A 14,770-nucleotide genomic window follows, 5' to 3' on the forward strand; every position below is an offset into this window, starting at 1 on the left:
CGAATCCCCGGGCTCCGCCCTGGCTTCGTGAACATCCCTTACCGGGATGGTGTGCTGGACACCCTTCGGGTTCGGTCGGCGGCGATGCCGTCGCTTTGACTGTTCCCCCGGCGCCGCACCTGGCACCTCACGGCTTTGCTTTGCCGTCTCTCAAGTCCCGGTGCACGACGCGAGCTTTCTCCCAGCGACTTTACTGGCTTGACACGCATTCTTTTGCTGCGTGGCAGGCGCGTGTTTTCGTCTCGTTTTTGCGAGGCGGGGCATGGCTTTGTTGAAAGAAGATATGAGCTTTGAAAATCTAGGTTTGCACGAGTCCCTGTTGCGTGCCGTGAAAGATTCCGGTTACGAAACCGCCACTGAAGTGCAAGCCCTGGCGATCCCCGCCGGCCTCAAGGGCCTGGACCTGATGGTGTCCTCGCGCACTGGCAGCGGCAAGACCGCTTCCTTCATCCTGCCGGCCCTGCAAAAGGTGCTGGACGCTCGCACCGCTGCGGCCGCTGCTGCCGGTGGCGAGAACACCCGCCGCGAAAAAGGCAAGGTTCTGGGCCCGCGCGTCCTGGTCCTGTGCCCCACCCGTGAGCTGGCCATGCAAGTGGCCAAGGCTGCACAGACCTACGGCCGCCACATCCAGGGCCTGAAGCTGTCGACCGTGCTGGGCGGCATGCCTTACGCCCTGCAGCTGCGTCAGCTGAGCGGCCCCCTGGACATCCTGATCGCCACTCCCGGCCGTCTGATGGACCACATCCAGTCCGGCAAGGCCGTGCTGGACAATGTCGAGATGCTGGTGCTGGACGAAGCCGACCGCATGCTGGACATGGGCTTCATCGATGACATCAAGTTCATCGCTGACCGCATCCCGGCCACCCGCCAGACCGTGATGTTCAGCGCGACCTTCGCCGGTCACGTCGGCCGCCTGGCCAACGAGCTGCTGCGCGAGCCGCAGCGCATCGATGTGGCTTCGCACACCGACACCCACGAGAACATCACCCAGCGCCTGCACTGGGCTGACAACAACAACCACAAGGACCAGCTGCTGGAGCATCTGCTGGCCGACAAGGATGTTGATCAAGCCCTGGTTTTCACCAGCACCCAGCGCGACGCCGACTGGTTGGCCGAACGCCTGCAAGAGCTGGGTCATGCCGTGGCACCCTTGCACGGCGGCATGCCGCAAGGTCGTCGCAACCGCGTGCTGATGGCGCTGCGCCGTCGTGAAGTGCGCGTGCTGGTGGCCACCGACGTCGCCGCCCGCGGCATCGACGTGCCCACCATCACCCACGTGATCAACTACGGCCTGCCCATGAAGGCCGAGGACTATGTGCACCGTATCGGCCGTACCGGCCGTGCCGGTCGCGAAGGCCTGGCTGTCACTCTGGCCACGCGTGACGATGTGTCCATGATCCGCCGCATCCAGCAGTTCACGACCCAGACCATTCCTTCGGCTCAGATCGAAGGCCTGGAGCCGAAGTCGCAAGAGCCGCGCATCTTCCCGCCTCGGCCCGCTGGCGCCGGTGGTTTTGAAGACCGTGGTGCACGTCCGAGCTGGGGTGGCAAGCCCGGCTTTGGCGGCAAGAGCTTCGGCGGTGGCGCCAAGCCTTTCAACCGTGACGGCGGCCGCCCCTTTGTGCGCGACAACCGTGATGGCGGTGCCCGTCCGCAAGGCTTCGAGCCGCGCGGTGGTGACTTCCGCCCCGATGCCCGTCCTTTCGACCGTGCCCCGGCCGACCGTGGCTTCGATCGTGGTTTTGATCGCGCCCCCGCTGGCGGCGGTTTCGACCGCGGCAATGCCGGCTTCGCCCCGCGTGGTGACAAGCCCGCGTTCGCCCCGCGTGGCGACCGTCCGAGCTTCGGCGACAAGCCTTCCTTCGGCGGCAAGCCGAGCTTTGGTGCTGACCGTCGCCCGGGTGGCTTCGACTCCCGCGGCCCTGGCGGCCCGGCTGCCAAGCGTGGCGGCCCGGCCGGCCCGCGCCGAAGTGGCTTTGGCCGCTGAGCCAAATAACGGTGGCTTCGGCCGCTGAGCCCAGAGCAGCCACAGCGCTGCTCTAAGATGGAAAGGCCCGCTCAGCGGGCCTTTTTTGTTTTCAGCCTTCCTATTTTCAAGTTCGCCATGGCCGCGCCGCGTGAAACCGCCACCTTGATCCAATGGGATGACGCCAAGGGCTGCGGTTTTCTGCGCGGCGATTCGGAGCCGAACCGGCTCTTTGTGAGGCTGCGTGATTTCGAACTCTTGACCGAGCGCCCGCGGCAGGGCGAACGCTTCAGCTTCGAGCCCGGTGTCGATGGCCAGGGTCGGCGCCGCGCCCTGCGCGTGCGCCGTCCGCGTGCGCCCGTGGTTGTTCGTCCTCGCGCTTCGGCGGGCACGGCCGGGCTGTTGTTGATTCCGGGCTTCGCGGCGGCTTACCTCGCCTGCCACTTGCTCTGGGGCCTGCCGCCGGCGCTCTGGGGCGGCTATATGGCCCTGAGCCTGGCCAGCTTCATCGTCTACGCCGGCGACAAGCGCGCCGCCCGCCTGGGGCAGTGGCGGGTCAAGGAAAGCACCTTGCATGGCCTGGCTTTGGCCGGCGGCTGGCCCGGTGCCTTGCTGGCGCAATCCGTCCTGCGGCACAAGAGCAGCAAGGCCCCGTTCCGGCGCCGTTTCTGGCTCACGGTCTGGGGCAACTGCTTTGCCTTCGCCCTGATCTTCACCCCGCTGCGCTCGCTGCTCTGGGTTGCATTGGGCTTCAGTCCGAACTGACGCAGCAAAATGGACAGGCATTGCGGCCCATTTTGGCGCTGCCATTGCCGTGCACTCCAGCTAGGCTACGGCCTCATGGGGAAGTACACATTCGTTTGCCGCAGAGGGCCGCCATGGAGGCCTTGAGTGCTGGCTGGAGTGCCTGGTTGGCACAGGCGCTGCCCACGAGCTGGGCTTTGGTCCGGGGCTCGGTGGCGCTGTTTCTTTTTGCCCTCGTTCCAAGCTTGTTGCTTCTGAATAGCGCGTCTGCCTTGCTGGCTGGCGCGCAGGCGCGCTTGCAGAGTTCACTGCATGTCCAGCCACGTGGAATACCTCGCAGTCGTTGGCTCGGCGCTCTTTTGTTGGCTGCGGCCTTGTGGTGGAGCTGGCTCGGCGAGCTCACCAGCACCGGGGTCGTTCTGGCCAGCTTTGCACTGGCTTTTTGCGGGGGCCATGCCATGCTGGCTGGGCTGCAGCCGCGCCGCGCCCTGACAGCCAGCTTTCGCGGCCTGGTATTGCTGGCCTCCGTGATCCTGATCGCAATGCAGGCTTGGCTCATTCAGGGCGGCTTCGCTGGCTTGCTGTTCGGTGCTGCGACAGCGTTTGCCGCAGCCGGGCTTTTGTGGGTCAACGGTGGATCGCATCTGGCGCGCGCGCTGCGATTCCTGCTGATGTTTGCGGTCGCTGGGCTGCCCCTGGCTTGGCGGCTGCTTCAGAGCGCCAGCGAGTCGGGCTTGCGGGCGGCGCTGGAGGCCTGGCCGGCCTTGGGTCTGGGGGCCCGAGAAGCAGGGCTGCTGCTGTTCCTGCTGCTGGCGACCCAGGGTTTGCCGGCTTTGCTGCGCCATGTCAGTGAGCTGCAACTCGCGGCCGACAAGGAAGGCGAGGCGCATTTCATCGACCCATTGACTGGCCTGGCCACGCGTCTGGGCCTGGAGCGACAGCTGGCTCTGGCCGTGGTGAACAGCGATGCCCATGAGCGGCCGCTGGCCTTGCTGCTGTTTGATTTGGACGGCTTCAACCCGGTTAACAGCAGCTTCGGCCATGACAAGGGAGATGCTTTGCTGCGCCTGGCCGGCGAGCGCCTGCGCGCCTGTCTGGGCGTGGGCGACGTGGCGGCGCGCATCGGCGGTGATGAGTTCGCCGTTCTGCTGGCCGATGCCAGCAGCAAGGAAGCGGTGGCCAGCTTCACCGCGCGCGTGCTGGCGGAGCTGGCGCGGCCCTATGTGCTCGATCGGCGCGAGCTGGCCATTTCCTGCTCCGCCGGCATTGCCCGCTACCCGCTGGACGGCGGCAAGGCGCGCATGCTGGCCTGTGCCGACGCGGCCAAGAGCGCGGCCAAGCGTCTCGGCGGCGCTTGCTACTGCTTCTATGCCGCCGGCATGGACGGCGACAGCCGCGAGCAGCTGGACCTGCTGCGCGATCTGCGCCATGCCGTCGAACGCGATCAGCTGGAGCTGTACTTCCAACCCAAGATCGATGCGCGCAGCGGCGAGGTGACGGCTGCTGAGGCCTTGCTGCGCTGGCACCACCCGAGCCGCGGCATGGTGTCGCCGGTGATCTTCATCCCGATCGCCGAGCGCTTCGGCTTCATGCGCGAGCTGGGCAATTGGGTCATCGATGCGGCCTGCCGCCAGGCCCAAATTTGGCGCGAGAGCGGTCTGCGCATGCGCGTGGCCATCAACCTCTCGGCCCAGCAGATGCGCCAGGCCGACATCGTCGAACGGATTCAAAGTGCCTTGCAGGCCTCGGGCATGCACCCGACCTTGCTGACCTGCGAGATCACCGAGTCGGTGGTGATGGAAAACACCCAGGCCATCCAGGACACCTTCCGCCGCCTCGGCGAGCTGGGCGTGCATCTGTCCATCGATGATTTCGGCACCGGCTATTCCTCGCTCAGCTATCTGCGCCAGCTGCCGGCCCAAGAGCTCAAGGTCGACCGCGCTTTCGTCACCGATCTCGTGACCAGCGCCGATGCGCGCGCCGTGGTCGATGCCGTCATCAAGCTCGCCCATGCTCTGGGCCTGCGGGTGGTGGCCGAAGGGGTGGAAACGCAGGGCCAGCAGCAGGTGCTGGTGAGCATGGGCTGCGATGAGCTGCAGGGCTATCTGTTTGCCCGGCCCATGTCGGCCCAGGCCATCTTGCTCTGGGCCACCGACGACAAGAATTCGGCGCCGGCCTTCCGCGCTTCTCTGTTCGGCGACACGGTGGATCTGGATCAGCTCTGAACTTCCGGCCCGGGTCTGACCAGAAAAGGGCGATCCAGCGGGGATAATCGCCCCCATGCGGGAGACCCCAAACCCAGCGAGCGAAGACGAAGCTCGCTTTGAAGATTTTTTTCGCGACGCGGCTGCCCCCGGTGAGGCGCAGCTCTTGTGGCAGATGGAGCGCCAGGACGGCCTGATGGCCGGCCTGCGCGCGCTCTTCCATGGCCCGGCCAGCCTGGTCAAGCTGCGCGTCTGGGTGTTCCTGGAAGTGATGGCCATGCCGGCCTCGCGCATCAGCCGCGAAGCACTCAACCAGCACTTCCACATGCTGCGCGACGAGCCGCTGGAGCTGGTGCTCAAGCGCCTGCGCGAGGCGGACCTGCTGGCCTGGGACGGCTCGAATCAGCATTACGGCGTCACGCCCCTGGCCCAGCAGCTGCTGGGCCTCTTACAGCCCCTGCTCAACAGCAGCGTGCAGCAGGACGCCGACCTCAGCGCCTTGCTGGCCAATGTGGCCGGTGCCCACCAATTGGGCACCTTGGACCCGGCCCAGCTGCAGCATTTGCAGGCCCAGCTCTCGCGCCTCTACGACGAGTTTGCCGACGCGATTGCCAGCGGCTCGGAGTTTCATCTGCGCCGCGCCCGCCAGCGTTTCGGCCGGGCGCTGAGCCTGGTCGAGAAGGCCAGCGAGGCACTCTCGGCCATCATGGTGCAGGCCCAGGAGCAGGGCAATGCCCGGCTGGAGCGTCTGGCGCGCGAGCTGGGCCTGGCACAAGCGCGCCTGCTGTCCATGGCCAGCCAGTTCAACCGCGCCCTGCAGCAGGCCGACCGCCAACGCGTGACGCTCGGTTCCACCGGCATCACCACCACCGATGTCCGGCGCTGGCTGCAGAACGTGCATTTCCTGGAGAACCTGTCGCTGGGCGCGCTGTCGCGCCCGGTGCATCCGGTGCTGGTGGCCCAGCATGAGCTGCTGGACACGGCCGAGGCGGAGTTCGAGCGTGACCGCCCGGCCGCGCCCGCGCCCGAGGCCCTGCCCAGCGCCCAGGCGGCCCCCGAAGGCCAACTGGCGGTGATGAGTCTGCCGCCCGAGATGGGCATCATGCAGGCCTTGCTGACGCGCTGGAGCGAGGCGGGCGAGGTCGAGCAAGACCTGGCCCCGGCCGTGCTGGGCGGCAGTTATGCCCTGGCCAGCTACCGCGCTCAGCTGCTGCCCTTGCTGGGCGACCGCGAGGCTCAGCATCTGAACGGCGCCACCGGCGATATGGCGCGCCAGCCCTGGCGCGTGCACTGGTCGGCCGAGCAGGCGGCCAGCGACGATGAGCACATCCGCTGGATGAGCCGTGGCGTGCTGCGCCGCCCGGCGGCCGAAGGCAGTGAAGAAGAACAACAAGTACAACAAGATCCGAAGGAAGACCAAGCATGAGCGCTGCTCTTGACGACGCGGCCGCCCTGGCTGCGCAGCTGCTGGCCCGCCGCTGGCTGCCACGCAGCCATCCGCTGGTGCGCCGCGCCCTGATCGACACCGAGGTCTGGACGGCCCTGGGCCAGCGCCTGGCCGCCGTCGGCCTGCGCGTCATCGACAACCTGTACGCCGACCACATCAGCCTGGCCATGCTGCGCCCGGCCGAAGCGGCGGTGTTTGGCGAGACCGGCCTGGCCGCCAACAACAACCTCGATCTGCCGCGCGACGGTGTTGCCTTGCTGGTGGTGCTGTGGTCCTTGATCGTGCTGCCCAAGCGCCAGCGCCAGGTCGCCCGTGCCGATGCCAAGGAGCTGGGCCAGAACGAGATGTTCGCCACCGACAAGCCCCTGCCCACGGCGGCCAGCGTCAGCCCGACCCTGAGCTACCGCAGCCTCTTGGCCGACTTCGGCAACCAGCTGGGCAAGAAGATGCGCCTGGACAGCAACCTCAAGCTGCTCGAGCGCAATGGCTTCATCACCCGGCGCGGCGAGGACATCGCCGAAGGCCCGCTGCTGGACCTGCTGTTGGACTACGACACCCTGGCGCCTCGCATCCTCGACGGCGCCCTGGGTGATGTGCTGGCCCGCAGCACCGACCCCGAGATTGCTGCGGCCATTGCCAAGGCGCGCCAGCCCGAAGTGCCGGAGGCCGATCCAGAACTGGAAGCGGAAGCCCTTCCCGAACAAGAACAGAAGAAGAGCGAGACCTGATGTTTCACCTGCAATCGCTGGAACTGCTGCACTGGGACTACTGCCGGCGGGTGAGCATGCCGCTGGACGGCGCCATCATCACCATCGCCGGCCCCAATGGCTCGGGCAAGACCACCTTGCTCGATGCCATGCGCACCTTGCTGGGCCTGGAATGCTCGGGTGGCCGCACGTACAAGACCTATGCCCGCCACGCCAATGCCGAGAGCGCCTGGCTGCGCGCCTTGGTGGACAACCGCCCGCGTGGCCGTCAGAACAGCTCGCGGCCTTTCGCCAGCTCGCTGCTCTATGCCGACCAGGTGACCCTGGTCTGCCGCATCGAGCGCCACGGTGGCGACTGGCAGCGCCGCTACATGATGATGGACGGCGTCCATGAGATCGAGGCCCTGGCCGAGCGCGGTGACAAGGACTGGATGGGCATCGAAGCCTGGCGCCGCCGCCTGGAAGCCGCCGGCCTGACCCGCGCCATCGGCCGCGTGCTGGCCCTGGAGCAAGGCCAGACCGACCGGCTGTGCGAGCTCAGCCCCAAGGAGTTGCTGCGCCTAGTGTTCGAAGTCTTCGGTGACCAGGAGGTGCTCGACCGCTACGACCAGGCCCGTAGCCATCAGCAGCATTTGCTGAAAGAAGTCGAGCAGGCCACGCACGAGCTTTCACACACACAGGCCCAGCTCTCCGACCTAGCCAACCGCGTCAACAGTTTCCAGCAGTACCAGCTGCGCCAGAAAGAGCGCGAGCGCCTGGCCACCGAGGTGCTGCCCGTGCTGCAGTGGAGCGAGGCCCGCGCGCGCACGGCCCAGGGCCTGCGTGAGCTGCACCGTCAGCGCCTGTTTGCTGGCGCCGATGCGCGCCAGCAGGCGGCCCGGCGGGCCGAGCTGCATGGCCTGTTTGAAGCGCAGGAGCGCGCCAAGCAGCGCCTGGTGGAGCTGGAGACCGAGCGCCGCCAGACCCGCGCCGCGTTTGACGCCGCGCGCGAGGCCGAGCGGCCGCTGGAGCTCTTGGCCAAGCGCGAGGAAGAGCTGCGCACCCTGGCCGCTGTTGAGACCGATGCGCAGGAGCTGGCCCAGCGCGTGGAGCAGCTCAGCGGTGAGCAGCACCGCCTGCGCGAGGGCTTCACCCGCGCCAATGACCAGAGCCGCAAGGCCCAGGCTGCGCTGGAGGCCTTGAGCGGCCAGCGCCTGCCGCCGCCGCCGGCCGAGGTGACGCGCTTCCGCCGCGCGCTGGACGACGCCGGCATTGCCCACCATGTGCTGGCCGATTGCATCGACATTGCCGATGAGGCCTGGCGCGCCGCCGCCGAAGGCATGTTGCGGCCCTCGCGCTGGGTGGTGGTGCTACAGCGCAGCGGCGACGAGGCCCATGCTTTTGCCCTGGCTTCGCGTGAGCGCTACCGCCATTACGTGGTGGCCGAGGCCGAGAACGTGCCGGCCAGCGTGCCGCCCGATTCGCTGCTCGCGGCCCTGCGTTTCAATGCCAAGGCCCCGGGCTGGCTGATCCGCCAGCTCGGCGGCATCCGCCGCGTCAAGGACACCGAGGCCGGCGCCAAAGTGGGCGGTGAGTGGATCACGCCCGATGCCTATTACAAGGACGGTCGTGGTGGCCGCAGCCTCTGGGTTGAACCGCGTGACTTCCAGTTCGGTGTGTCGGCCCTGGAGTCGCGCCGCAAGGCCTTGGAGAGCGAGCTCAACCGCTACGACGCGGAGCTGAGCCGCATCGCCAAGGAACAGGCCGAGGTTGAACGCCAGTTCAAGGATGCGCAGCGCGCGGCCCAGGGCCACAAGGCCGCGCAAGAACTGGCCGAGAAGGCCGAGGACTTTGCGGCCGTGCGCGAGCGCCTGCCGGCCCTGCGCCAGGCTCGCGTCGAGGCCTCAGGCCGCATGACCGCGCTCGACGCCGAGCATGACCGCGCCCTGACCCAGCACAGCCGCAGCGAGCGCGATTACGAGTCGGCCCAGGCCAGCCTCAAGGCCAGCGAAGAGAACGTCGGTCGCGCGCAGCGTGAGCATGAGGGCCGCAAGCGTGAGCTGCTGGCCCAGGCGCGCGAGTCACGGGCGGTCAAGGCACGCTTCCCGGCTGCCTGGGTCACGCCCGCGACCGTGCAGGCCTTGCGCGACGAGTTCGAGAACGCCAAGCAGGCCGAGATTGCCGGCCGCCATGTGCAGGCAGAGCTGGAGAACGGCGTCTGGGAGACCGACCCGCAGGTGCAGGACCGCCATGCGCGCATGAGTGTGTCGGTGCTGGAGCAGACCGCCCAGCTCGACGACCGCCGTGCCAGCAATGAGATGGCCCGCATCGCCGCCTTCAACGCGCGCGAACGCTACATCGACGTGCTGCGCGCCACCGTGCGTCGCTACAAGAAGAATGTGCAGGAGCTCGGTGAGCTGGCCGGCGTGATGGCGCAGGCCGAACTGCCGCATCTGGACAACGACGATATGGTGCTCGCCCAGGCCGGGCTGCAGGTCAAGTTCAACTTCGACGGCAAGGGCGAGGTGGGCCTGAACGACGGCGAAGCCTCGGGTGGCCAACAGGTGCTCAAGAGCCTGATCCTGCTGGTGGGCCTGATGAAGGACGACGATTCGCCGGGCGGTTTTGTCTTCATCGACGAGCCCTTTGCTCACCTGGACGTGCGCAACATCCAGCTGGTCGGCCACTTCCTGCGCTCGACCCGCGCCCAGTATTTGCTGACCACGCCGATCACGCACAACGTCGAGGTCTTCGAGCCCAGCGAGATTACCCTGGTCACCAGCAAGAAGCCGCGTGGCGAACGCTGGGCGCCGCCGATTGCGGTGTTGGCGCGGCGGCCCGAGAAGTCGATCTACGATTGATTTGGGCCACAGGCCGGCCGCCTACGTGCGGCCGGGGCCTGAATGCCTAGGAGGGCGCTGCAAGCCTGGCTTGCGGCGTTTCCTCAGATCTCGATGCTGCGCAGGTAGTCGCGGAAGCCTGCGCCCAGCTGCGGGTGCGCCAGGGCCAGTTCCACATTGGCCTGCAGAAAGCCTTCCTTGCTGCCGCAGTCGTAGCGCTTGCCTTCGTAGCGGTAGGCAAACACCTTTTCGCGGCGCAGCAGACCGGCAATGCCATCGGTCAGCTGGATTTCGCCGCCGACACCGCGCGGTTGGTTGGCGATCTCGTGAAAGACACCGGGCGTCAGAATGTAGCGGCCGGCCACGGCCAGGCGCGAGGGTGCATCTTCCGGCGCCGGCTTCTCGACGATGCGGGTGACGTCGACCAGATGGTCGTTGACCGCGGTGCCTGCGACGATGCCGTAACGGCGAGTGTGCTCGGCAGGCACTTCCTGCACCGCCAGAATGCTGGCCCGCCATTCGGAGAACTGCTCCACCATCTGTTTGAGCACCGGGGAGCCGCCGCTGGGGCCGACCATCAAGTCATCGGCCAGCAGCACCGCAAAGGGCTCGTTGCCGACCAGGCGCTGGCCACAGAGCACCGCATGGCCCAACCCCAAGGCCTGGGCCTGGCGCACGTAGACGCATTCCATATCGTCGGGCTTGACGCTGCGCACCACCTCCAGCAGCTCTTGCTTACCCGCTTGTTCGAGGGCTATCTCGAGCTCGAAAGTCATGTCAAAGTGGTCTTCGATCGGGCGCTTGTGGCGGCCGGTCACAAAGATCATCTCCCGCACGCCGGCGGCATAGGCTTCTTCGACGGCGTACTGGATCAGCGGCTTGTCCACCACCGGCAGCATTTCCTTGGGCTGCGCCTTGGTGGCCGGCAGAAAACGGGTGCCCAGACCGGCGACAGGAAAGATGGCCTTGGTGATGACAGAGTTCGGCTTGCTGGCCATAAAAGTACACTCCTCGATTTGCTTGAGCGCATTGTTGCATGGGCAAATGACGACTCTTCGTTGTGCACACGACCGACTTGAAACATGACTTTGCTGATCGTTGAACCGCTGGAAATGGAAGTCATGCAGTGGCTCAGCGAGCGCCATTCGGTGCAGTTCGCGCCCGAGCTGGCAGGCGAGCCCGCGCGTTTGCTGGAGGCCTTGCACCAGATTCAAGGCCTGATCCTGCCGCCCAATGTGTCCGTCGATGCGGCCCTGCTGCGTGCCGCGCCGCGCTTGCGTGTGGTCGGGCGCATGAGTTCTGGCGGGGAGAACATCGACCTGGCTGCCTGTCGCAACGCCCATGTGGAGGTGATCCGCAGCCTGACCGCCACGGCCAGTGCCGAGGCTGAGTTCATGGTGGGCGCCTTGCTGGCCTTGCTGCGCCGCGTGCCGGTGCAGGGTTCGGACGGCATGTGGGTGGGCCGCGAGCTGGGCTGTGTGACGGTGGGCCTGATCGGCCTGACGCCGGCGGCGCGCATGCTGGCGCAGCTGCTGCCCGCTTTTGGCACCCGTGTGGTCGGCTATGACCCCAGCTTGCATCAGAGTGACCCCATCTGGGCGCAGTGGGGCATCGAGCCGGTTCCCTTGCGCGAGCTGATGGAGCACAGCGAAGGGGTTTGCGTACAGCTGAACTATTTCCCGCGCTACCGCGGCTTGGTTGGCGAGCGCGTGCTGGGCTTTTCCAAGCCGGGGCAGGTGCTGGTCAGCATTGCCCATTCCGCCATCTTTGATGACGTGGCTCTGGCTGAGGCCTTGCGCAGCGGCCGCCTGCTGGCCGCCTGGTTCGACAGCCTGGAGCCCGGCTTGCAGGAGCCGGGCCAGCCCTTGCACGGCGTGGACAGCCTGCAGGTGACGCCGCGTCTGGCCAGCACCACGCGCGAATCGCGCACGCGCGCCGCCTGGGGCGTGGCGCGGCGCATGGATGAGCTGCTTGCCACGCCACCCGAGGTGGCGGAGTTCCGCTCTACTTCACCAGCCGAGCTGCCTGATCCCGCAAGCGAGAGACGGTGGCGCTGAAGTCGTTCAGGCGCTGACGCTCCTGTTCGACCACGGCCGCCGGCGCGCGAGCCACAAAGCCTTCGTTGCCGAGCTTGGCTTCAATCTTGGCGATTTCGCCGTCCAGGCGGGCGATTTCCTTGGCCAGGCGAGCCGTCTCGGCGGCCACATCGATCTCCACATGCAGGGCCAGGCGGGCCTCACCGTGGACCAGCACCGGTGAGGTGGCACTGGCGGCCTGGAAGGCGGCTTCATCGCTGAAGATCTGCACGCCGCTGAGCTTGGCCAGCGCTTGAAGCAGGGCGGCGGCTTCGGCGATGAAACCGGTGTCGCCACCGACCAACAGGGGCACGCGGGTGCTGGGCGAGAGGCTCATCTCGCTGCGCAGGCTGCGGCAGGTACCGACCACGGCCTTGAGGTTGTTGACCCAGGCGCAGGCGGCTTCATCGATGCGCTCCGGCTGGGCAATCGGGTACGCCGCGCTGACGAGGTAGTCGCTGTTCTTCCTTCCTGCAATCGGCGCCACGGTTTGCCACAGCTCTTCGGTGATGAAGGGGGCGATCGGGTGCAGCAGGCGCAGCGTGGTCTCCAGCACGCGAATCAGGGTGCGGCGGGTCGCGCGTTGCTGGGCCTCGTCGCCGTTCTGGATCTGCACCTTGGCGATTTCCAGGTACCAGTCGCAGTACTCATCCCAGACGAAGGAGTAGACGGCGTTGGCGACGTTGTCCAGGCGGTATTCGGCAAAGCCCTGAGCGACGGCCAGCTCAACCTTTTGCAGCTCGCTGGTGATCCAGCGGTCGGCGCGGCTGAAGTCCAAGTAGCCGTGCGCGGAACCGCCCGGGGCGCATTGCTCCTTGCTGTGCTCCAGCAGACCGCAGTCCTGGCCTTCCGTGTTCATCAGCACGAAGCGGGTGGCGTTCCAGAGCTTGTTGCAGAAATTGCGGTAACCCTCGCAGCGCTTGGTGTCGAAGTTGATGTTGCGACCCAGGCTGGCGTAGGAGGCCATGGTGAAGCGCAGGGCATCGGCGCCGTAGGTCGGCATGCCCTCAGGGAACTCCTTCTTCACTCGAGCCGCCACCTTGGGAGCGGTCTCGGGGCGGCGCAGGCCGACGGTGGACTTGGCCACCAAGGTGTCCAGATCCACGCCCTGGATCAGGTCCACCGGGTCCAGCACATTGCCTTCGCTCTTGCTCATCTTCTGGCCTTGCGAATCACGCACCAGGCCGTGGATGTAGACATGCTTGAAGGGCACCTTGCCGGTGAAATGCTGGGTCATCATGATCATCCGGGCGACCCAGAAGAAGATGATGTCGTAACCCGTCACCAGCACGGTGGAGGGCAGGAAGAGGTCTTGCTCCAGCGTCTTCTCGGGCCAGCCTAGGGTGGAGAAGGGCACCAGGGCGGAGGAGTACCAGGTGTCCAGCACGTCCTCGTCACGCGTCAGCGTGCCGCTGTAGCCGGCGGCCGTGGCCTTGGCCCAGGCTTCGTCCTCGTCGCGGGCGACGAAGAGCTCACCGTTCTCGCCGTACCAGGCCGGGATTTGGTGGCCCCACCAGAGTTGGCGCGAAATGCACCAGTCCTGGATATTGCCCATCCAGTGGTTGTAGGTGTTGATCCACTGCTCGGGGAAGAACTTGACCGCGCCGCTCTCGACCGCATCGACCGCACCCTGGGCAATGCTGCGGCCGGTGCTGGCACTGACCTTGTTGACGGCCACAAACCATTGGTCCGTCAGCATGGGCTCGATCACCTGGCCGGTGCGCTCGCAGCGCGGCACCATCAGCTTGTGCTTCTTGACTTCAACCAGGAAGCCCTGAGCCTCCAGATCGGTAACGACCTTCTTGCGGGCGACGAAACGGTCCAGTCCGCGGTAGGCCTCGGGCGCTTCGTCATTGATCTTGGCGTCCAGGGTCAGCACGCAGATCATGGCCAGACCGTGGCGCTGGCCGACGGCATAGTCATTGGTGTCGTGCGCGGGCGTGACCTTGACCACGCCGGTGCCAAACTCGCGGTCCACGTAGTCGTCGGCAATCACGGGGATGGTGCGGCCGCACAGCGGCAGGGTCACCTGCTTGCCGATCAGGGCGGCATAACGCTCATCTTCCGGGTGCACCATCACGGCCACGTCACCGAGCATGGTTTCGGGGCGGGTGGTGGCCACGGTCAGATCGCCGGAACCATCGGCCAAGGGGTAGCGAATATGCCAGAGGAAGCCGTCTTCCTCTTCGCTGCTGACTTCCAGGTCCGACACAGCGGACTTGAGCACCGGGTCCCAGTTGACCAGGCGCTTGCCGCGGTAGATCAGGCCTTCGTCGAAGAGCTTGACGAAGGTGTCGCGCACCACGTGCGAGAGCTTCTCGTCCATGGTGAAGTACTCATGGTCCCAGGACACCGAGTCGCCCATGCGGCGCATCTGGCCGGTGATGGTGTTGCCGGACTCCTGCTTCCATTCCCAGACGCGGGCGACGAAGTTCTTGCGGCCCAGGTCGTGGCGGGTCTTGGCGCCCTCCGCGCCCTTGTCAGCCAGCTGGCGCTCCACCACGATCTGGGTGGCGATGCCGGCATGGTCGGTGCCCGGCACCCACAAGGTGTTGTGGCCCAGCATGCGGTGGTAGCGCGTCAACGAGTCCATGATGGTCTGGTTGAAGGCGTGGCCCATGTGCAGGGTGCCGGTCACATTGGGCGGCGGCAGCTGGATGCTGAAGGACTCGCGGCTCGCATCCAGGGTGGGCTTGTACAAGCCTTGTTGCTCCCACAAAGGGCCCCAATGGGCTTCGAGGGCGGCGGGCTCAAACGATTTGGCAAGTTCGGTCATGGCACAAGGGTCGCTGCTGAAACGGCAAAGGG

9 protein-coding genes are annotated in these 14,770 nt (G+C 66.6%); 7 read left to right on the forward strand and 2 right to left on the reverse strand.

Annotated features, from left to right (window positions below; translation table 11 throughout):
- Positions 1 to 283: 283 nt before the first annotated feature.
- From ACQY39_RS14310 to ACQY39_RS14335, 6 genes are all read left to right on the forward strand, one after another.
- Positions 284 to 1,987, forward strand: coding sequence for a DEAD/DEAH box helicase (locus ACQY39_RS14310; RefSeq protein ID WP_263517447.1), 1,704 nt, complete (start codon positions 284 to 286; stop codon positions 1,985 to 1,987).
- Between the two features lie 117 nt (positions 1,988 to 2,104).
- The gene (locus ACQY39_RS14315) at positions 2,105 to 2,731 is read left to right on the forward strand and encodes a DUF1294 domain-containing protein (RefSeq protein ID WP_428507301.1); all 627 of its coding nucleotides are present in this window, start codon (positions 2,105 to 2,107) and stop codon (positions 2,729 to 2,731) included.
- A gap of 353 nt (positions 2,732 to 3,084) precedes the next feature.
- On the forward strand, positions 3,085 to 4,935 hold the full coding sequence (locus tag ACQY39_RS14320) for a putative bifunctional diguanylate cyclase/phosphodiesterase (protein ID WP_428507303.1): 1,851 nt from the start codon (positions 3,085 to 3,087) through the stop codon (positions 4,933 to 4,935).
- A 55-nt stretch (positions 4,936 to 4,990) separates the two neighbouring features.
- A complete protein-coding gene (locus ACQY39_RS14325; RefSeq protein WP_428507305.1) occupies positions 4,991 to 6,340 on the forward strand; it encodes a hypothetical protein in 1,350 nt (449 codons plus the stop codon).
- A complete protein-coding gene (locus ACQY39_RS14330; RefSeq protein WP_428507307.1) occupies positions 6,337 to 7,089 on the forward strand; it encodes a hypothetical protein in 753 nt (250 codons plus the stop codon). The genes ACQY39_RS14325 and ACQY39_RS14330 overlap by 4 nt, the downstream gene beginning before the upstream one ends.
- On the forward strand, positions 7,089 to 9,908 hold the full coding sequence (locus ACQY39_RS14335; RefSeq protein WP_428507309.1) for an ATP-binding protein: 2,820 nt from the start codon (positions 7,089 to 7,091) through the stop codon (positions 9,906 to 9,908). The genes ACQY39_RS14330 and ACQY39_RS14335 overlap by 1 nt, the downstream gene beginning before the upstream one ends.
- 83 nt (positions 9,909 to 9,991) lie before the next feature.
- On the opposite strand, the gene galU is transcribed toward ACQY39_RS14335, so the two are convergent.
- Entirely contained in the window at positions 9,992 to 10,885 is an 894-nt protein-coding gene (galU, locus tag ACQY39_RS14340; RefSeq protein ID WP_263517438.1) for a UTP--glucose-1-phosphate uridylyltransferase GalU, read from the reverse strand.
- 84 nt (positions 10,886 to 10,969) lie between these two features.
- On the opposite strand from galU, the gene ACQY39_RS14345 reads away from it, so the two are divergent.
- A complete protein-coding gene (locus ACQY39_RS14345; RefSeq protein WP_263517437.1) occupies positions 10,970 to 11,944 on the forward strand; it encodes an NAD(P)-dependent oxidoreductase in 975 nt (324 codons plus the stop codon).
- Here the strand turns inward: ACQY39_RS14345 and ACQY39_RS14350 are convergent.
- Positions 11,892 to 14,738, reverse strand: a complete 2,847-nt coding sequence (locus ACQY39_RS14350; protein ID WP_428507312.1) for a valine--tRNA ligase — start codon at positions 14,736 to 14,738, stop codon at positions 11,892 to 11,894. The two genes, ACQY39_RS14345 and ACQY39_RS14350, sit on opposite strands and share 53 nt — an antisense overlap.
- Positions 14,739 to 14,770 lie beyond the last annotated feature (32 nt).

Source organism: Roseateles sp., from assembly GCF_965262435.1.
Lineage (GTDB): Bacteria > Pseudomonadota > Gammaproteobacteria > Burkholderiales > Burkholderiaceae_C > Paucibacter_A.